19 protein-coding genes and 1 pseudogene are annotated in these 16,925 nt (G+C 74.1%); 8 read left to right on the top strand and 12 right to left on the bottom strand.

The window, feature by feature from the left end; all coding sequences use genetic code 11:
• Window positions 1-51: 51 nt before the first annotated feature.
• Complete coding sequence (locus ACQUFX_RS14910; RefSeq protein WP_428966619.1) at window positions 52-1,077, bottom strand: adenosine deaminase; 1,026 nt, start codon at window positions 1,075-1,077, stop codon at window positions 52-54.
• Between the two features lie 237 nt (window positions 1,078-1,314).
• Between ACQUFX_RS14910 and ACQUFX_RS14915 the strand changes: the two genes are divergently transcribed.
• Both ACQUFX_RS14915 and ACQUFX_RS14920 read left to right on the top strand, forming a co-directional pair.
• On the top strand, window positions 1,315-2,298 hold the full coding sequence (locus ACQUFX_RS14915) for an aldo/keto reductase (RefSeq protein WP_428966620.1): 984 nt from the start codon (window positions 1,315-1,317) through the stop codon (window positions 2,296-2,298).
• An 89-nt stretch (window positions 2,299-2,387) separates the two neighbouring features.
• Window positions 2,388-2,585 carry a hypothetical protein gene (locus tag ACQUFX_RS14920; RefSeq protein WP_428966621.1) on the top strand — a complete coding sequence of 66 codons (198 nt, stop codon included), beginning with the start codon at window positions 2,388-2,390 and terminating at the stop codon, window positions 2,583-2,585.
• A 194-nt stretch (window positions 2,586-2,779) separates the two neighbouring features.
• On the opposite strand, the gene ACQUFX_RS14925 is transcribed toward ACQUFX_RS14920, so the two are convergent.
• From ACQUFX_RS14925 to ACQUFX_RS14955, 7 genes and pseudogenes are all read right to left on the bottom strand, one after another.
• Entirely contained in the window at window positions 2,780-2,983 is a 204-nt protein-coding gene (locus ACQUFX_RS14925) for a cold-shock protein (RefSeq protein WP_007075740.1), read from the bottom strand.
• A gap of 290 nt (window positions 2,984-3,273) precedes the next feature.
• Entirely contained in the window at window positions 3,274-3,546 is a 273-nt protein-coding gene (locus ACQUFX_RS14930) for a DUF4235 domain-containing protein (protein WP_428966622.1), read from the bottom strand.
• Window positions 3,543-3,884: a DUF3618 domain-containing protein gene (locus tag ACQUFX_RS14935; RefSeq protein WP_067365033.1), complete on the bottom strand. Its 342-nt coding sequence runs from the start codon at window positions 3,882-3,884 to the stop codon at window positions 3,543-3,545. The genes ACQUFX_RS14930 and ACQUFX_RS14935 overlap by 4 nt, the downstream gene beginning before the upstream one ends.
• Entirely contained in the window at window positions 3,881-4,315 is a 435-nt protein-coding gene (locus ACQUFX_RS14940; protein WP_428966623.1) for a phage holin family protein, read from the bottom strand. The genes ACQUFX_RS14935 and ACQUFX_RS14940 overlap by 4 nt, the downstream gene beginning before the upstream one ends.
• Window positions 4,316-4,694: 379 nt before the next feature.
• Window positions 4,695-5,882, bottom strand: a pseudogene (locus ACQUFX_RS14945) (mechanosensitive ion channel family protein); the annotation flags it as partial.
• Window positions 5,883-5,981: 99 nt separating this feature from the next.
• Window positions 5,982-6,803 (bottom strand): DUF1206 domain-containing protein, encoded by an 822-nt coding sequence (locus tag ACQUFX_RS14950; RefSeq protein ID WP_428966624.1) that lies wholly within the window; start codon window positions 6,801-6,803, stop codon window positions 5,982-5,984.
• Between the two features lie 120 nt (window positions 6,804-6,923).
• Complete coding sequence (locus ACQUFX_RS14955; RefSeq protein ID WP_428966625.1) at window positions 6,924-7,289, bottom strand: hypothetical protein; 366 nt, start codon at window positions 7,287-7,289, stop codon at window positions 6,924-6,926.
• Window positions 7,290-7,414: 125 nt separating this feature from the next.
• On the opposite strand from ACQUFX_RS14955, the gene ACQUFX_RS14960 reads away from it, so the two are divergent.
• Window positions 7,415-7,699, top strand: coding sequence for a GNAT family N-acetyltransferase (locus ACQUFX_RS14960; protein ID WP_428966626.1), 285 nt, complete (start codon window positions 7,415-7,417; stop codon window positions 7,697-7,699).
• Window positions 7,700-7,786: 87 nt separating this feature from the next.
• On the opposite strand, the gene ACQUFX_RS14965 is transcribed toward ACQUFX_RS14960, so the two are convergent.
• Window positions 7,787-9,286, bottom strand: a complete 1,500-nt coding sequence (locus ACQUFX_RS14965; RefSeq protein WP_428966627.1) for a glycoside hydrolase family 3 protein — start codon at window positions 9,284-9,286, stop codon at window positions 7,787-7,789.
• A 210-nt stretch (window positions 9,287-9,496) separates the two neighbouring features.
• Here ACQUFX_RS14965 and ACQUFX_RS14970 point away from each other — a divergent pair, with 210 nt between their 5' ends.
• Together ACQUFX_RS14970 and ACQUFX_RS14975 are read left to right on the top strand one after the other, a co-directional pair.
• Window positions 9,497-9,622, top strand: a complete 126-nt coding sequence (locus tag ACQUFX_RS14970; RefSeq protein ID WP_281179592.1) for a hypothetical protein — start codon at window positions 9,497-9,499, stop codon at window positions 9,620-9,622.
• A gap of 273 nt (window positions 9,623-9,895) precedes the next feature.
• Window positions 9,896-10,849 carry a TIGR03557 family F420-dependent LLM class oxidoreductase gene (locus ACQUFX_RS14975; protein WP_428966628.1) on the top strand — a complete coding sequence of 318 codons (954 nt, stop codon included), beginning with the start codon at window positions 9,896-9,898 and terminating at the stop codon, window positions 10,847-10,849.
• Between the two features lie 14 nt (window positions 10,850-10,863).
• Here the strand turns inward: ACQUFX_RS14975 and ACQUFX_RS14980 are convergent, their stop codons facing one another.
• Complete coding sequence (locus tag ACQUFX_RS14980) at window positions 10,864-11,721, bottom strand: hypothetical protein (RefSeq protein ID WP_428966629.1); 858 nt, start codon at window positions 11,719-11,721, stop codon at window positions 10,864-10,866.
• Window positions 11,722-11,821: 100 nt separating this feature from the next.
• Here ACQUFX_RS14980 and ACQUFX_RS14985 point away from each other — a divergent pair, with 100 nt between their 5' ends.
• Together ACQUFX_RS14985 and ACQUFX_RS14990 are read left to right on the top strand one after the other, a co-directional pair.
• A complete protein-coding gene (locus ACQUFX_RS14985) occupies window positions 11,822-13,453 on the top strand; it encodes a RecQ family ATP-dependent DNA helicase (protein ID WP_428966957.1) in 1,632 nt (543 codons plus the stop codon).
• 99 nt (window positions 13,454-13,552) lie between these two features.
• Window positions 13,553-14,056 (top strand): hypothetical protein, encoded by a 504-nt coding sequence (locus ACQUFX_RS14990; protein WP_428966630.1) that lies wholly within the window; start codon window positions 13,553-13,555, stop codon window positions 14,054-14,056.
• A 62-nt stretch (window positions 14,057-14,118) separates the two neighbouring features.
• Here the strand turns inward: ACQUFX_RS14990 and ACQUFX_RS14995 are convergent, their stop codons facing one another.
• Both ACQUFX_RS14995 and ACQUFX_RS15000 read right to left on the bottom strand, forming a co-directional pair.
• Window positions 14,119-14,979: an ABC transporter permease gene (locus tag ACQUFX_RS14995; RefSeq protein WP_428966631.1), complete on the bottom strand. Its 861-nt coding sequence runs from the start codon at window positions 14,977-14,979 to the stop codon at window positions 14,119-14,121.
• Window positions 14,972-15,943 carry an ATP-binding cassette domain-containing protein gene (locus tag ACQUFX_RS15000; protein ID WP_428966632.1) on the bottom strand — a complete coding sequence of 324 codons (972 nt, stop codon included), beginning with the start codon at window positions 15,941-15,943 and terminating at the stop codon, window positions 14,972-14,974. The genes ACQUFX_RS14995 and ACQUFX_RS15000 overlap by 8 nt, the downstream gene beginning before the upstream one ends.
• Before the next feature lie 96 nt (window positions 15,944-16,039).
• Here ACQUFX_RS15000 and ACQUFX_RS15005 point away from each other — a divergent pair, with 96 nt between their 5' ends.
• Complete coding sequence (locus tag ACQUFX_RS15005; RefSeq protein ID WP_428966633.1) at window positions 16,040-16,792, top strand: TetR/AcrR family transcriptional regulator; 753 nt, start codon at window positions 16,040-16,042, stop codon at window positions 16,790-16,792.
• The last annotated feature ends 133 nt before the right edge of the window (window positions 16,793-16,925 follow it).

Below are 16,925 nucleotides of genomic sequence, written 5' to 3' on the forward strand. Positions count from 1 at the left end.
ACCTGCTCCCGCCGCTCGCCGCATCCGGCGGACGGTCCGCCCGCCCGCCGCTCAGCGCGGGCTGGTCGCCAGGTAGGCGTCGATCTCGGCGTGCAGCCGCACCTGGTCGGCCGGGGCGAGGAAGGCCGCCGACACCGCGTCGCGGGCCAGCCGGGCCACCCCCTCCGGACCGAGGCCGAGCAGCCGGGCCGCCACCGCGTACTCGTCGTTGAGGGTGGTGCCGAACATCGGCGGGTCGTCGGAGTTGATGGTGACCGGCACGCCGGCCTCCACCAGCCGGGGCAGCGGGTGCACGTCCAGGCCGGTCACCGCCCGGGTCCGGACGTTCGAGGTGGGACAGACCTCCAGCGGGATCCCCCGCTCGGCCAGGTACGCCATCAGCTCCGGGTCGGCGGCGGCGGAGATGCCGTGTCCGATCCGTTCGGCGCCGAGGTCGCGCAGCGCGGACCAGATCGTCTCCGGCCCGGTGGTCTCCCCGGCGTGCGGCACCGACCGGAGCCCGGCCGCCCGCGCCTGGTCGAAGTACGGCTTGAACTGGGGTCGGGGCACGCCGATCTCCGGGCCGCCGAGGCCGAAGCTGACCAACCCGTCCGGCCGCTGCTCCAGCGCGATGCGCAGGGTCTCCTCGGCCGCCGGCAGCCCGGCCTCGCCGGGGATGTCGAAGCACCAGCGCATGGCGATGCCGAAGTCGGCCTCGGCCCGCTTGCGGGCGTCCTCGATCGCCTCGCAGAACGCCGGGGCGGGGATGCCCCGGCGGACGTGGGAGTAGGGCGTGATGGTCAGCTCCACGTACCGGACCTGCTGACGGGCCAGTTCCCGGGCCACCTCGTGGGTGAGGATCCAGACGTCCTCCGGATCGCGGACCAGGTCGACGACGCTCAGGTAGACCTCGATGAAGTGGGCGAAGTCCCGGAAGGCGAAGTAGTCGGCGAGCGCGTCCGGGTCCGCCGGCACCGGGCTGCGTCCCTCGTGCCGGGCGGCCAGTTCGGCCACGATCCGGGGCGAGGCGGAGCCGACGTGGTGCACGTGCAGCTCCACCTTGGGCAGCGCGGCGATGAAAGTGGACAGGTCGGTCACGGGTTCTCCTCTGCGCGGGCGCCGACACGGGCGACGAAGCAGACGCGACGGCACGGAACGGGCACATCTGCCCCGGGCGTACCGGTTCCCGCTCGGGGCGGGCGCCCGGCCCGGGCGGGTGGCAGGTGCGCCCCGCCAGTCTCCCAGGCCCCGACCCCCGGCCGGTACCGGCCGGCGCCGTGGCGGGGGCCGGGCTCGTGATGCGCGGACCGCCACCGCCTCACTAGGCTCGGACGAATGGAGAAGCGGAGCTTTGACCGACTCGGCCGGTCCGTCGGGGTCGTCGGACTCGGCGCCTGGCAACTCGGCGCCGACTGGGGTGAGGTGAGCGACCCGACGGCACTGGCGCTGCTGCACGCCGCCGTCGACGCCGGGGTGACCTTCCTCGACACCGCCGACGTCTACGGCGACGGGCGCAGTGAGCGCCTGATCGGCCGATTCCTGCGGGAGCGCGGCGACGCCGGCCTGACGGTGGCCACCAAGATGGGGCGGCGGGTGCCGCAGACCCCCGAGGCGTACACCCTGGAGAACTTCCGCGCCTGGACCGACCGGTCCCGGGCCAACCTGGGCGTGGAGACCCTCGACCTGGTCCAGTTGCACTGCCCGCCCACCCCGGTCTTCGCCGACGACGCGGTCTTCGACGCGCTGGACACCCTGGTCGCCGAGAAGCGCGTCGCCGGGTACGGGGTCAGCGTCGAGACCTGCGAGCAGGCGCTCACCGCCATCGCCCGCCCCGGCGTGGCCAGCGTGCAGATCATCCTCAACGCCGTCCGGCTCAAGCCCCTCGACCGCGTCCTGCCGGCCGCCGCGGCGGCCGGGGTGGGCATCATCGCCCGGGTACCGCTCGCCAGTGGCCTGCTCTCCGGCCGGTACGACGAGCACACCACCTTCCCCGCCGACGACCACCGCACCTACAACCGGCACGGCGAGGCGTTCGACGTCGGGGAGACGTTCTCCGGTGTCGACTACGACCTCGGGCTGGCCGCCGTGCGCCGGCTGGCCCCGCTGCGCGGTCCTGATCGGACACTGGCCCAGTTCGCGCTGCGCTGGATCGTCGACCAGCCGGGCGTCACCGTCGTCATCCCCGGCGCGCGCGACGCCGACCAGGCACGGCTCAACGCCGCCACCGCCGACCTGCCGCCGCTCACCGGCACGGAACTGGCGGCGGTCCGCGACACCTACGACGAGCTGATCCGACCGCAGGTGCATCACCGGTGGTGACCGGTAACGGCGTGGCGCCCGTCGCCGGTGCCGGGCCGGGGCAGGCTGGCGCAGGTGACGCGGACGGCGTCGGGGCGAAGGAGGAGACGGTGAAGGGTTGGCTCGCGCTCACGCTCGGCCTGCTGGCGGTGGTCGTCGGCGCGCTCTGGACGGTGCAGGGCCTCGGCTACGTCAGCGGCAGCCTGATGACCGACCAGCGGATCTGGGCGGTGATCGGCCCGGTCCTCGTCGTGGCCGGGCTCGCGACGCTCTGGTGGGGACTGCGCTCCCGGCGACACCGCGCCTGACGCCGGACGGCCCGAGGTCGACGCGCGGGTCGGGTCCGATCCCGACCCGCGCGGACCCACCGCGCCGGCGGGGCGGGGACGGCGGCCGGGGGCGAGGACGCGGAAAGCCCCGCATCCCTTCGGGACGCGGGGCTTCAACGTGAGCCAGCCGGCCGGCTCACGCCGACGGCCGGCGACTGCCGGCCCAGTGGTGCTCAGATGGGGCGAACCTGCTCAGCCTGCGGGCCCTTCTGGCCCTGGGCGATCTCGAACTCCACCCGCTGGTTCTCCTCCAGCGTGCGGTAGCCGCTGGTCTGGATCGCCGAGAAGTGGACGAACACGTCAGCACCCCCGCCGTCGACGGTGATGAAGCCGAAGCCCTTGTCTGCGTTGAACCACTTCACGGTTCCCTGCGCCATGTGTATCTCCTTCTAAAACTGGCGGCCGAGCACGCCGTGCGGCCGATTGGCCGTTTTCGAGCAGCGGCGCCTGAGGCGGCCCCCTGTGCAAGGAGACTTCTCTCAACCCACGCTGTCTCGCAACAGCGTGGAAAGCAAACCACGTACGCAAAAACTCTGCACAGCCTACCCGATGAAATTCTCCGACATGTGACCTGACCGATGCCTCAATTCTCCGCAGCGACCCCGCCACCACACCGAAAAGACCCCCTCCGCCGCAGGTCAGGGAGGGGGTCTTCGACGATGCCGGGTCAGTCCGGCCAGTGCCCGGTCAGTCGGCGTACACCCACCGCGCCGCCCCGGTCCACGGCCGCGCGGACCACCGAGAAGATCGCGCCCTGCAACGCCGCGGCGGCCAGCACCTCGCCCCAGCCACGGTCCTCGTCGGTGGCGCTCGGGGCCTCACCGTCACCGGCGGTCAGCTTCCACACCTGGCGGAAAACGACGCCGGCCACCGCGCCCGCGGCGAACCCCAGCAACACCCCGACGGGCCGGTAGACCGCCTTGTTGATGCCCTTGCTCACCGACGCCTCCCCCGGACGATCAACAGCACGACGACGGCCGCCACCGTACCGGCGGCCATCGCCGCCCACGGCAGCGGGTTGCGACGGACCTGTGCGCCCGTCTCGTACGCCCGGCCGCGCGCCACCCCGGCGGTGTGCGCCGCCTGCCCGCGTACCCGGGCCACGGTCTGCGCGGCCTGCTCGCGCATCCGCTCCTTCGCCTGGTCGGCGGACTCCTTCAGGCGGGCCTTGACGTCGGCCTTGGCCGCCAGCGCCTCCACCGTCTCGCCGAGTTCCATCCGGGTCCGTCGGATCTCCGCGCGCAGCGCCTCGGTGTTCCCGGTGCCGTTGCCCGTCATGGCCGACCCCTGTCCTTCACCGCCGCGGTGATCGTGTCCACGTCCGCCTGGACGCTGCGCACCGCCGCCGCCGGCACCGGCGGGACGGCCTGCTTCACCTGCTTCCTGCCGGCCAGCGCGAGGATGCCGGCCACCGCGAAGAGCACCACCGCCACGATCAGCGCGGCCAGCCACGCGGCGATCCAGGTCGCCAGCAGGAGTACCACGGCGGCGATCAGTGCGCCCAGCCCGTACAGGGCCAGCGCTCCGCCCCCGCCGAAGAGGCCCACCCCGATGCCGGCATGCTTGCCCTTCTCCGTCAGCTCCGCCCGTGCCAGCGCCAACTCGTCCCGGATCAGTCGGGACACCTGCTCGGTCCCCCGCTGCACCAGTTCCGCGGTGGACGGCTCACCCCCGGCCCGGGACGTGCGGGAAGTCGCCACGTCTGCCATGCTGCCCTCCTTTCGTCATCACCGCGCTGTATGCCCGGAGCAGCCACCGGTCAATCCTGCGTACCGGTCCGGGCCACCGGCAGCCACCGAGACCGGCCGGTGCGTCGGTCGGTAGGGCAGCAGGTCCCCACCCACGGCCCGGTCAAACCCGGTACGGGGCGCAGACCGCTCGGCAGGTGCAACGCCGGCACGCCCGGAAGGTCACGACCCGGCGGTACCAGGGGTCCCAGGGGCGGGTCCCAACCCGCCGCCACCCGGGGGATCAGGGGCGGTCCCGACCCGCCGCCACCCGGGGAGATCAGGGGCGGGTCTCGACGCGGCCGTTCGGGACGTCGCCGGTGCGCGGCGGCGGGCCGGCGGCGAGCGGCGCGGCGGCGGGCTCGGCGTCCTCGGCCGGGCCGACGAACGCCTCGCTGCGGGCCTCGCCGTCGTCGCTGCCGCCGAAGAGCCGGGCGTCGTCCGGCGGGTTGCCCCCGGTGGGGCGGGCGGCCGGGCGCCGGCGGGGCGCGACGCTCTGCCAGGGCAGCGCGCCGGACTCGTCGCCCACCTCGGTGCGCATCCGGGGCAGGGCGGTGGGACGGTGGTCGCGGACCCAGGCGACCAGGTGCTCGCGGACCAGGCAGCGCAGGTCCCAGAGGCTGCCGGAGTCCGCCGCGCTGACCAGGGCCCGGATCTGGATGGCGCCCCCGGTGGCGTCGACCACCTGCAGGACGCAGACCCGCCCGTCCCACAGGTCGCTGCTCTCCACCACCCGGCGCAGTTCCTCCCGCATCGCCTGCACCGGCACCGACCAGTCGACGTCGAACATGGCGGTGCCGAGCACCGCCGCCTCGGTCCGGGTCCAGTTCTGGAAGGGGGTGCTGGTGAAGTAGGAGGTGGGCAGGACCAGCCGGCGGTCGTCCCAGATCTGCACCACCACGTAGCTGAGGGTCAGCTCCTCGATCCGGCCCCACTCCCCCTCCACGACGACCACGTCGTCGAGGCGGACCGCGTCGCTGAAGGCGAGCTGGAGACCGGCGAAGACGTTGCCGAGCAGGCTCTGCGCGGCCAGGGCGGCGACCACACCGGCGACACCGGCGGAGGTCAGCACACCGGCGCCGACCCCCCGTACGGCGGGGAAGGTCATCAGCATCACGCCGACGGTGAGGATCACGATCACCGCGATGGTGAGCCGGCGCAGCATCACCACCTGGGTCCGTACCCGCCGGGCGTGCCGGTTGTTCGGCACGTCCACCCGGAACCGGGCCAGCGCGGTGTCCTCGACCACCACCAGCAGGGAGGCGACCAGCCAGGCGGTGCTGGCGATCACGCAGAGCACCAGCAGGTGCAGCACCACCTGCCGCCACCCGGTGCCCACCGCGTACCCGGTGCTGAACCGGACGGCGAACTGCACGGCGAGCACGACCGCGGCCACCTGGAACGACCGGTGCGCGTGCTCGGTCAGCTCGATCAGCAGCCGGGACCGGCGGCCGAACCGCCGCATCAGCCGGTGTACCACCTCGACCAGCACCAACGCGGCCGTCGCCGCGCCGAGCGCGACGACGACCGTCGTGAGGTAGTTCTGCACCTGTTCCTCTCCCTCCGATCCGGGCGGCCATGTCAGCACAAGGGCCCAATGGTGCCCGGTGCCCCCGGAATCGACCAGATCAGATCAGACCAGCGCGGATCAGACCTTGCGGTACCGGGACTGGAGGAAGCAGTAGACGCCGAAGGCGGCGATGCCCAGGGCGACGAGGCCGAGCAGGATGGTGCCGAAGGGCTGGTCCCGCAGGGTACGCAGGGCGGCGTCCAGGCCCCGGGCCTTCTCGGGGTCGTAGTTGACGGCGGCCACCACGACCAGCGCACCGGCGACGGCGAAGGCGGAGCCACGGGCGGCGTACCCGGCCATGCCGAGCTTCCGGGCGAGCTCGCGCGTCTTGGCGCTCATCTCACCGGTCTTGAGGTTCTTCTCGAACTTCTTCTTGATGCCGTAGATCGCCTGGCCGATGCCGATGCCGGCGACCACCAGGCCGACGAACCCGACCAGCCAGCGACCACCGGTGGACTCCATCAGCCGGGAGGTGATGTCCTCCTGCTGGTCGGCGCTGTTGGAGGAGGCGCTGGAGACGACCCGGTAGGCGGTGAAGGCGAACCAGCCGTAGACCAGGGTCCGGGCGCCCGAGAGCACCCGCTCGACGGTACGGCGGTTGCCCTGCTCGCTGACGTGGCCGACGGCGGCCTGGGTGGCCTGCCACAGGGCCATGGCGACCATGCCGACCCCGATGGCGATGACGATGAACTTGCCCATGGGCTGGGCGGCGAGGGTGCGCAGGGCACCCGACTGGTCACCGTCGTCCGGCGAGCTGCCGAAGGCGATCTGGAGGGCCAGCCAGGCGAACAGCAGGTGTACGACCCCGTAGCCGATGAATCCGGCCCGGGCGAGGAGTTCGAGCCACCGGCTGTTCGCGGTACGGGAGGCGGTGGCTTCGGCGTTCCGGGTGAAGGACATGGCGCCTCAATCTCCGGATGCGAAGATTCCCAAACGTCGGTCCCGCCCCGCCGGCACCGCTCGACGGGCGGCACCGGCGGGGCGGGCGGTGATGGAGCGGGCGGTGACAGCGGAGGGGCGTCAGCCCTCCGGGTTGCGCGACACGCGGATCTTGACCTGCTCCTCGGTGACGCTGTCCAGGGTGACGGCGAAGCCGGCGACCTCGGTCGCCTGCTGGCCGACGGTGAGCGACAGCCGCTCCCCGGCGATCTCCACGGTCACCTGGTCGCCCTCGGCGCCGACCAGCCGGGTCTCGATGCCGAGGATGGTGGCGTTCGCCTCGACGCCCCGGTCGAAGGTGACCGTGCACTGGTCCAGCCCACAGTCGGTGGAGGCGCCCTCCGAGCTGCATCCGGTGAGCAGGGCGACGCCGAGTGCCAGGCCGGCCAGCAGGCCGGCGGCCCGGCGGGTGGGGGTGCGGGGGAAGGTACCGGGTCGCTTCGTCACGCCGCCCAGGGTACGAGACGCCCGCGAGCGTGGACAGCCTTCGTGATCATCTTCCGGTCGGGGCGGTCGGGTGGTTCCCCGCCGAACCGGGCCCGTCAGCCCCACGACCGGGCCACAATGGCCAGGTGGGTTACCTGGTCACCGACGAACCGGCCCGCCGCCGCTTCGAGATCCTGGTCGACGACGCGCTGGCGGGGTTCACCACGTACGAGCCGCGCGGCGAGGTGCTGGTGTTCACCCACACCGAGGTCGACCCACGGTTCCAGGACCAGGGCGTCGGCTCCGCGTTGATCCGCGCCACCCTCGACCAGATCCGGGACCGGGGCGGCCGGATCGTCGTCCACTGCCCCTTCATGACCGCCTTCGTCGACCGTCACCCCGAGTACCGCCCGCTCACCACCACCCCGTGACCTGCGCCCCGTCATGATCACCGGATCAGGTGGGGCCGGGGACGGGGTGGCCGGGGTGAGCCCCGCCGGGCCCGCGCGGCGCGGGGCTCAGCCGGCGCCGGTGAGCAGTTCGACGGCCGCGCGGCTGGCGACCCGGGTGGCCCCGTGGGTGGCCAGGTGCAGCCGGCCGACGACCAGCGCCGGTACGCCCAGTTCGACCACGACCGCGTCGGGCCGCGCGGCCAGGGCACGCTCGACCGCCGCCCGCATCCACCCGTGCCGGTGCAGGTCACGGACGACGAGGACCAGCGGCCGGCCGGCCGACCCGGCGGCCGGGTCGGCGGGCACGTCGGCCTCGGCGAACCGCACGCCGGTGGTCCCGGGCACCAGGTCGGCCAGGGGCGCGGCGAGCCCCCACGGCGTCTCCGGCCCGATCGCGATGTTGCGCGGCGGCTCGAACTCCACCACGTGCGCCGGGCCGGACAGCGGCAGCGGCGGGGCGTCGGAGCGGTCGACGGTCAGCCGGATCGCCCGGCGGGCGGCGACCAGCCCCACCGGGTTCTCGCCGCCGGGCCGGTCGGTCGGCCCGGGGCGGGCCGACCGCGCGGCGGTGCTCCAGGCGGCGAGCTGACCGACCCGCTTGGCGGCCTCGGCGAGCCGTTCCTCGGGCAGCTCCCCGGCGGCGACGGCGGCGACGATGGCGTCGCGCAGGTGCCGGGCGGTCGCCTCGTCGGCGTGCTCCCCGCCGACGCAGATCGCGTCGGCCCCGGCGGCCAGCGCCCGGACCGCCGCCCCGGCCAGGCCGTACCGGCCGGCGACCGCCCGCATCTCGATCGCGTCGGTGACCACCACGCCCTGGAAGCCCAGTTCGTCGCGGAGCAGGGTGCCGAGGATCCGGGGGCTGAGCGTGGCCGGCAGGTCCCGGTCGAGGGCCGGCACCAGCAGGTGCCCGGTCATCACCGCCTGGACCCCGGCGGCCACCGCCGCCCGGAACGGGGCCAGTTCGACGGCGTCGAGCCGGTCCCGGTCGGCGAGGATGGCGGGCAGGTCGTGGTGCGAGTCGACCCGGGTGTCGCCGTGGCCGGGGAAGTGCTTCGCACAGGCGGCCACCCCGCCGGCCTGCAACCCGCGTACCCAGGCGGCGGTGTGCCGGGCGGCCAGGTCGGCGTCGGCGCCGAAGGCGCGTACCCCGATCACCGGGTTGTCGGGGTTGGAGTTGACGTCCGCGTCGGGGGCGAAGTTCAGGGTGATGCCGGCGGCGGCGAGCTCAATGCCGAGGTCGTGGGCCACCTCCTCGGTCAGCGCCGGGTCGTCCACCACGCCGAGCGCCAGGTTGCCCGGCCGGGAACTGCCCCGGGCGGACTCGAACCGGGTGACGTCGCCGGCCTCCTCGTCGATCGCGACGAGCACTTCCGGGCGCTCCGCGCGCAGGGTGGCGGTGAGCGCCGCGACCTGGTCCGGGTCGACCACGTTGCGGGCGAAGAGCACCACCGCGCCGAGTCCCTCGCCGAGCCACCGGCAGACCCAGGGCGGCGGGGTGGTGCCGACGAAGCCGGGTTGCAGGACGGCCGCCGCCAGGGCGCCGAGGCCGTTCGCCGGAGCACTCATGCCGACACCTCTCCGTGGCCGGCGCGGGCCGGTACCGCGCCGGACTGGACGATCCACTCGCTCATGCGGTGCGCGTACCCCCGTCTCCTGCCGTGCCCGCGGGTCGACCACCTGCGGGGCCCTGCCATGGTCACACCGCGTCCACAAATAGTCAAGAAACTTTACTGTTAGCCGGTGGCGGCCGACGCGGCGGCGTGACACAGTTCGACGATGGACGCCACGACCCTCGCCGACGCCACCAGCGCCGCCGACATCCCGGGCGTACGCCTGCTCGGCCTGGTGGTCGGCGGCCTGCTCCTGTTCGCCGCGATCCGGGCGATGTTCGGTCGCCGCTGACCCACCCCGACCGCCCCGCCCGCGCCGCCCCCTCGCCCCCGCTGCGTTGATCATGGGGTTGGCGCTGCGACACGTCGGCAGGAAGAGCCGCCAACTCCATGATCACGGGGCGGCGGTGGGGGCAGTGGGGGCGGCGGTGGGGGCAGTGGGGGCGGTGGGGGGCCGGGCGGGGGGAGCAGGGGAGCGGGTGTGGGTGTGCGATGTCGCCGCCGGGGTACCGGCGTCGGTGGGCCCCGGCGCACCGGGGCGACCCGGACCCGGCGAGGGGGAACGATGAGGATCGGCTACTTTCTGTCCAGCGAGGAGTTCACCCCGGCGGAACTGCTGGCGCAGGCCCGCGACGCCGAGCGGGCGGGGTTCCAGGCACTGTGGATCTCCGACCACTACCACCCGTGGGTGGACGCGCAGGGGCAGAGCCCGTTCGTCTGGTCGATGATCGGCGCGCTCAGCCAGGTCTGCGCCCTGCCGGTGACCACGGCGGTGACCTGCCCGACCATCCGCATCCACCCGGCGGTGATCGCGCAGGCGGCGGCGACCAGCGCGGTCCTGCACTCCGGGCGCTTCGTGCTCGGCGTCGGCTCCGGCGAGGCGCTCAACGAGCACATCCTCGGCGGCGCGTGGCCCGGTGCGGGGGTCCGGCTGGAGATGCTGGAGGAGTCGATCGAGGTGCTGCGCGCTCTCTGGCGGGGCGGGTTCGTCACCCACCGGGGCCGGCACTACACCGTCGAGCAGGCCCGGATCTACACGCTGCCGCAGACGCCCCCACCGGTCTACGTCTCCGGGTTCGGCCCGAAGGCCGTCGACCTGGCCGCCCGCATCGGCGACGGGTACGTCAGCACCATGCCCGACGGCGACCTGGTCCGCCGGTTCCGCGACGGCGGGGGCGGCGACAAGCCCTGCCAGGGCGGCTTCAAGGCCGCGTACGCCGACAGCGAGGACGAGGGCGTCCGGATCGCGTACGAGCGCTGGCCCAACGCCGGGGTCCCGGGGGAACTGTCCCAGGTGCTCCCCTCACCCCGGCACTTCGAGCAGGCCGCGCACCTGGTCCGGCCGGAGATGATGCGGGAGTCCTTCGTCTGCGGCAACAGCGCCGACGCGCACCTGGCGCGGATCGAGCAGTACGCCGAGGCCGGCTTCGACGAGGTGTACGTGGCCAACACCGGCCCGCACACCCAGGGACTGTTCGACCTGTACCAGCGAGAGATCTTCCCCCGCCTCCGGCGGTAAGGAAGGGCCCCCTGTTAACGCATACGGATTGGAGGGGGCCCTTCCTCACACGAATCCTCACCGAGAGCCCGGCGGAGCCGGTCGTAGCCGACCGGGGTGCCGATCCCCGCCCGCTCCTCGGGGTGGTCGACGTAGTGGCGCAGCGCGGCGGCGAGGAACTCCGGATGCACGTTCAGGTGACCGAGCCCGATGCCGGGCGAGCGCCGCGAACCCCACCGCAGTCCCCACCCGGTGACCAGGTCCGGGTACCGCACGTCGAGGTACAGCATCTGGCCGCCGGACCAGGCCCCGGGAGCGCCGGGGGCGAGGGCGGCCCAGGGGATCGTCCGGACGCCGAGGGGCTCACGTACCTCGACGCCGGCCGGGGTCAGGTCGACGCCGACCCGGCCCCGGACGACGGTGACGACCTGCGCCACGAACACGGCGGCGAGCAGCACCGTGAACGGGACCAGAGGAAGCTGCACCAGGTACCGGAGCGGCCTCTCCGCGCCGGCCTCGGTCCACTGGTCGACCGCCCCGGTGACCACGATGGCGAAGAACATCACCTGCATGGTGCCGAGCCAGCCGAAGGACCGGTGCGGGCCGGCCCGGAAGGCGGCCGTCCCCGTCGGGCCGGCGACGGCGAGGGCGGCCGGTCGACGCCGCAGGTCCCACCCGGTGGCCAGCACGCCGACCACGGCGGCCAGGACCAGCGCGTACGGCACCGAGTCGACCCACAGCCGCGCCGCCAGGTCGGGCGGTTCCCAGCCGGTCCGCAGCGCCGCCCACACCACCATGACGCCGACCGCCGTGGCGACCAGCCACCGTTTCGTCCACGTCGCGTCCGGCCGCCGTCCGTCGGCCCGGCCGCCCGGGTCGCTCCCCATCGTCATGCGCCCATGATCGGGTACGGCGTCCACAGTGCTCGGTGCGGTCGGATCGGCGCTGGTCGACGGTTTCGCCGCCGGAGGCGTCGGGTACCTCCGGTCCTCGATGAAGCTGTCGACCCACTCCACGACCCTGCGCCGCGCGGCGCGCAGCCTGTTCGGCTGGACGCGGCTGCGGCCCAACCAGCTCGCCGCCATGCGGGCGGTGATGAAGCGCCGGGACGCCCTCGTGGTGCTCCCCACCGGCGCCGGCAAGTCCGCGATCTACCAGATCCCGGCCAGCCTGATCCCGGGGCCGACGGTGGTCATCTCCCCGCTGTTGGCCCTGCAACAGGACCAGATCGCGGCGCTCAACGAGCGCCAGCGCCCCGAGTTGCGGGCGGTGCGGATCAGCTCCGACGAGTCCGCTACCCAGCAGGCCGAGGCGGTCGCCGAGATCCGCGAGGGCCGCGCCGAGTTCCTCTTCATCACCCCGGAGCAGCTCGCCAACCCGGACCGGCTGGCCGAGGTACGGGACCTGAAGCCGGCGCTGGTCGCGATCGACGAGGCGCACTGCATCTCGGCGTGGGGGCACGACTTCCGCCCCGACTACCTGGCCCTGGGGCACCTCATCGAGGGCATCGGCCGCCCGCCCGTGGTCGCGCTGACCGCCACCGCGTCTCCCCCGGTCCGCGACGACATCATCGCCCGGCTGCGGCTGCGCGACGCCGAGGTGGTGGTCTCCGGGCTGGACCGGCCGAACCTCTTCCTGGAGGTCGCGCACTGCCCCACCGAGGACTACCGGTGGCGGCGGCTGGTCGCGCTGCTGCGCGACGACGAACGCCCCGGCATCATCTACGTGCCGACCCGGCGCTCCGCCGAGGAGTTGGCCGCCCGGCTCACCGACGCCGGCTTCCCGGCGCAGTTCTACCACGGTGGGATGGCCACCGGGGCCCGCGCCGAGCTGCACGAGGCGTTCCTCGCCGACCAGGTGCCGATCATGGTGGCCACCTCGGCGTTCGGCATGGGCATCGACAAGCCGAACATCGCCTGGGTGGTGCACATGGCGCTGCCCGACTCGCCGGACAGCTACTTCCAGGAGATCGGCCGGGCCGGCCGCGACGGTCAGCCGGCCCGGGTCCTGCTGCTGTGGCAGGCCGAGGACGTCGGGCTGCAACGGTACTTCAGCGGTGGCCTGCCGGACCGCGACGAGCTGCACCAACTGGCCGCCCTGATCCGCAGCCGGCCGACCACCCGCAAGGACCTGCGCGCCGCCACCGGTCTCGGCCCCCGCAAGCTCGGTCACCTGCTCGGGCTGCTGGAGCAGGTCGGCGCGGTCGAGCCCCGCCGGGGCCAGCGGATCGGCGCGCCCCGGTACGGCCCGCAGCCGGCCGACGCGGCGGCGGCCGCCCTGGCCGAGGCGGAACGCCAGCAGAGCGTGACCCGGTCCCGGACCGACATGATGCGCGCCTTCGCGGAGACCTCCGGGTGCCGGGGGCAGTCGCTGCTGGCCTACTTCGGTGAGCAGATGGCCCAGGTGTGCGGGCACTGCGACAACTGCCACGCCGGGACCAGCGTCGCCGACGACGGCGCGAGCGGCCCGTTCCCGGTGCACAGCCAGGTCCGGCATCCCGAGTGGGGCTCCGGCATGGTGCTCAGTTACGAGGACGACCGGATGACGGTTCTCTTCGACGAGGTCGGGTACAAGACGTTGTCCGTGCGCGTGGTGTCCGAACAGAGCCTGCTGACGCTCGGCTAGCCTGAGCCGGGCCCGCGCCCGGGTGGCCGCCCGCCACGCGCAGCCGTCCGCAGGCTCCGGGTTCTTCCGCGTGTCGACACAGCTGAGAGGGGCGTTGTCGTGATCGAACAGCCGGCGTACACCGGGTTCGGTTTCTCCGACGAGGAGTGGGGCCTGCTGGTCGGCCTGCCGCAGTCGGTGCTGAGCGCGGCGAGCGCCGCCGAGTCCGACGGCAGCCGCCGGACCAGGGCCGAGAGCGCGGCCGGGCTGGAGGGCATCGCCGCCGGCCGGGAGTCGGCCAGCCCGCTGGTCGCGGCGGTCGCCGGTGAGATCGTGGCCCGGGTCGGGGACCCGGAGGCCGGTGCGGAGCTGCCCGTCGTCGCCCCCGCCGACCCGGCGGCCCTGATCGACGACGTGCTGGCCCGGTCGGCCCAGGCCGCCGCGCTGCTGGCGGCGAAGGTGGACGAGGGCGAGGCCGGGGCGTACAAGCACTGGCTGGTGGAGATCGCCGACCAGGTGGTCGGGGCCGCCGCCACCGGCGGGCTGCTCGGCCTCGGCGGCGACCAGGTCAGCGCGTCGGAGCGCCAGTTCCGCGACCGCCTCGCCCAGACCCTCAACGACTGAGGTGTAAGGAGGGGCCCCTTATTAACAGACGTCTGTTAATAAGGGGCCCCTCCTTACACCTCTCAGCGGACGCGGCGGGGGAAGAGGACGGCGGAGGCGGTCACCGCGAGCGCCAGCAGGGCCAGGCACCAGGCGACCGCCTGGAGGGGGGCGCTGCCCGGCGGGGTGCCGAGCAGCAGCGCCCGCAGCGACTCGATGACCGGGGTCACCGGCTGGTGTTCGGCGAACCCGTGCAGCCAGGCCGGCATGGTCTCCACCGGCACGAACGCGCTGCTCGGGTAGGGCAGGAACATCACCACGAAGGTGAACCCGCCGGCCGCCTCCGGGGTCCGGGCGAGCAGCCCGAAGGTCGCGGAGAGCCAGGAGATCGCCAGCAGGAACAGCAGCAGCAGCCCGGCGGCGGCCAGCCAGCGCAGCGGTTCCACGGCCGGCCGGAAGCCGATGCCGACCGCCACCGCCAGCACCAGCACGGTGGAGACGGTGTTGCGCACGACGCTGGCGACGACGTGCCCGCCGAGGATCGCCACCGGCCCGACGTCCAGCGTCCGGAACCGGTCGATGACGCCGTTGGCCAGGTCGGTGGTGACGCTCACCGCCGTACCGGCCGCCCCGAAGCCGGCGCAGAGGATCAGCACCCCGGGCACCACGTAGGTGACGTACCGGGTGCCGGTGTCGATCGCCCCGCCGAACAGGTACACGAAGACCAGCATCAGCATGACCGGCAGCAGCAGCGACATGAGCAGGGCGTCCACGTTGCGCCGGGACAGCCGGACGCAGCGGGCGACCAGGACCAGCGCCCGGACCGTCGCCGACCCGCCCCGGGCCGGGCCGGACGGTACGCCCCGTGCCGTACCGTCCGGCCCGGCCGGGCCACCGTTTCGCGCGGACCAGGCCGTCGGGCCCTTCGCGACCAGCTCAGACATGGGTCACCTCCGGTCGGGTGGCGGCCGGCGCGGCCGGGTGGCCGGTCAGGGCCAGGAAGACGTCGTCGAGGGTGGCGCCCCGGACGGTGAACCGGACGACGGTGCGTCGGGCGGGGTCCACCTCGTCGAGCAGGTCCCGGATGTGCGGGGCGCTGCCGTCGGTGGCCACCCCCACCTCCAGCCGGCCGGGATCGTGGTGCACCACCCGGGCGCCGAGCCGGGCGCGGGCCTCGACGAGGCTGGCGTGGTCGCGCAGCCGCAGGTCGAGCCGCTGCGCGCCGAACCGCTCCTTCAGCTCGGCGGGGCTGCCCTCGGCGACCAGCCGGCCGCCGTCCAGCACCGAGACGGTGTCGGCGAGCTGGTCGGCCTCCTCCAGGTACTGCGTGGTGAGCAGCACCGTCGTGCCGCTCCGGGCCAGGTCCGCGATGACCGTCCAGAGCGCCTGCCGGCTGCGCGGGTCCAGCCCGGTCGTCGGCTCGTCGAGGAAGATCACCGAGGGCTCGCCGACCAGGCTGGCGGCCAGGTCGAGCCGGCGGCGCATGCCACCGGAGTAGCCGGCGACCCGCCGCCCGCCGGCCGCGCCGAGGTCGAAGCGGTCGAGCAGGTCGGCGGCCCGCCGCCGGGCGTCGGCCCGACCCAGCCCGGCCAGCCGGCCCATCATCCGCAGGTTCTCCACCCCGGTCTGCTCCTCGTCCACCGCCGCGTACTGACCGGCCAGGCTGATCCGGGCGCGGACCTGCCGCCGCTCGCGGACCACGTCGTACCCGTCGACCCGGGCCGCGCCGGCGTCCGGGGTGGTGAGCGTGGTCAGGATGCGGACGGTGGTGGTCTTGCCGGCCCCGTTCGGGCCGAGCAGCGCCCGGACGCTCCCCCGGGCCAGCCGCAGCGTCAGGCCGTCCAGCACGACGGCCGCTCCGTAGGACTTGCGTAGCTCGACGGCCTCCACCGCCGGGGCTGATGTCATTCCTCACCCTCCGTGTTCTGCGTACCCCATACGCTGTACTGCTTACACCGTACGCAGAAGTTAGGATGACGGTCAAGCGAGGACGAGAGGTACGGGATGAGCGACGCGGACGTGGAGCTGCCCGAGGGCATCGAGCTGGCCTGGGGGCTGCGGGAGCGCCCCGGCAAGGGCCCCCGACGGAGCCTGTCCCTGGAGCAGGTGGTCGCCGCGGGCATCGCCGTCGCCGACAGCGAGGGCCTGGCCGCCGTGTCGATGAGCCGGGTCGCCGGGGAGGTGGGCGTGGCGACCATGTCCCTGTACCGGTACGTGCCGACCAAGAGCGACCTGCTCGACCTGATGGTCGACACCGCCTACGGCGGCCCGCCCGACCCCCTCGGTCCCGACGCCGGGTGGCGACCGGCGCTCGCCCACTGGGCCACCGAACTGCTCGCCCGGATCCGCCGCCGCCCCTGGGTCCGGCACGTCCCGATCGGCGGCCCCCCGATGGGCCCCAACCAGGTGCGCTGGCTGGAGCAGGGGCTGGCCGCGCTGCGCGACACCGACCTGCGCGGCACCGCCCGGCTCTCCACGGTCATGCTGCTCAGCGGGTACGCCCGGACCTGGGCCTCGCTCACCCTCGACATGGCCGAGGCGGCGGTCGGCAGCGGCGTCACCCCGGACGAGGCCGGGGAACGCTACTGGCGGCAACTCGAACGGCTGACCCGCGACGGGCCGTACCCGGAGCTGCGCCGCCTGATGGCCGAGGAGGCGCAGGACGAGGACGAGGAGCTGGACGCGGAGTGGCGGTTCGGGCTGGACCGCATCCTCGACGGCGTCGCCGCGCTGGTCCGCGCCCGCCCCGGCGGCTGAGCCGGGTCACGCCGTCGACACGACGGCCGGTGCGGTTGCGGCACCGGTGCCGACCGGGACCGGCCGTGAACGGGGGACCGTGGCGAGGCGTCCACCGACGAGCGTCGGTGGGCGGCCCGCCCGGTCGACCTTG

This window comes from Micromonospora fluostatini (assembly GCF_050410825.1).
Lineage (GTDB): Bacteria > Actinomycetota > Actinomycetes > Mycobacteriales > Micromonosporaceae > Micromonospora > Micromonospora rosaria.

Bases quoted from the DNA above. Each gene is read 5' to 3' on its own strand.
- ACQUFX_RS14915 (WP_428966620.1), top strand. From the start codon at position 1,315: ATGGAGAAGCGGAGCTTTGACCGACTCGGCCGGTCCGTCGGGGTCGTC.
- ACQUFX_RS14925 (WP_007075740.1), bottom strand. From the start codon at position 2,983: ATGGCGCAGGGAACCGTGAAGTGGTTCAACGCAGACAAGGGCTTCGGC.
- ACQUFX_RS14935 (WP_067365033.1), bottom strand. From the start codon at position 3,884: ATGACGGGCAACGGCACCGGGAACACCGAGGCGCTGCGCGCGGAGATC.
- ACQUFX_RS14940 (WP_428966623.1), bottom strand. From the start codon at position 4,315: ATGGCAGACGTGGCGACTTCCCGCACGTCCCGGGCCGGGGGTGAGCCG.
- ACQUFX_RS14950 (WP_428966624.1), bottom strand. From the start codon at position 6,803: ATGTCCTTCACCCGGAACGCCGAAGCCACCGCCTCCCGTACCGCGAAC.
- ACQUFX_RS14965 (WP_428966627.1), bottom strand. From the start codon at position 9,286: ATGAGTGCTCCGGCGAACGGCCTCGGCGCCCTGGCGGCGGCCGTCCTG.
- ACQUFX_RS14970 (WP_281179592.1), top strand. From the start codon at position 9,497: ATGGACGCCACGACCCTCGCCGACGCCACCAGCGCCGCCGACATCCCG.
- ACQUFX_RS14975 (WP_428966628.1), top strand. From the start codon at position 9,896: ATGAGGATCGGCTACTTTCTGTCCAGCGAGGAGTTCACCCCGGCGGAA.
- ACQUFX_RS14980 (WP_428966629.1), bottom strand. From the start codon at position 11,721: ATGACGATGGGGAGCGACCCGGGCGGCCGGGCCGACGGACGGCGGCCG.
- ACQUFX_RS14985 (WP_428966957.1), top strand. From the start codon at position 11,822: ATGAAGCTGTCGACCCACTCCACGACCCTGCGCCGCGCGGCGCGCAGC.
- ACQUFX_RS14995 (WP_428966631.1), bottom strand. From the start codon at position 14,979: ATGTCTGAGCTGGTCGCGAAGGGCCCGACGGCCTGGTCCGCGCGAAAC.
- ACQUFX_RS15000 (WP_428966632.1), bottom strand. From the start codon at position 15,943: ATGACATCAGCCCCGGCGGTGGAGGCCGTCGAGCTACGCAAGTCCTAC.
- ACQUFX_RS15005 (WP_428966633.1), top strand. From the start codon at position 16,040: ATGAGCGACGCGGACGTGGAGCTGCCCGAGGGCATCGAGCTGGCCTGG.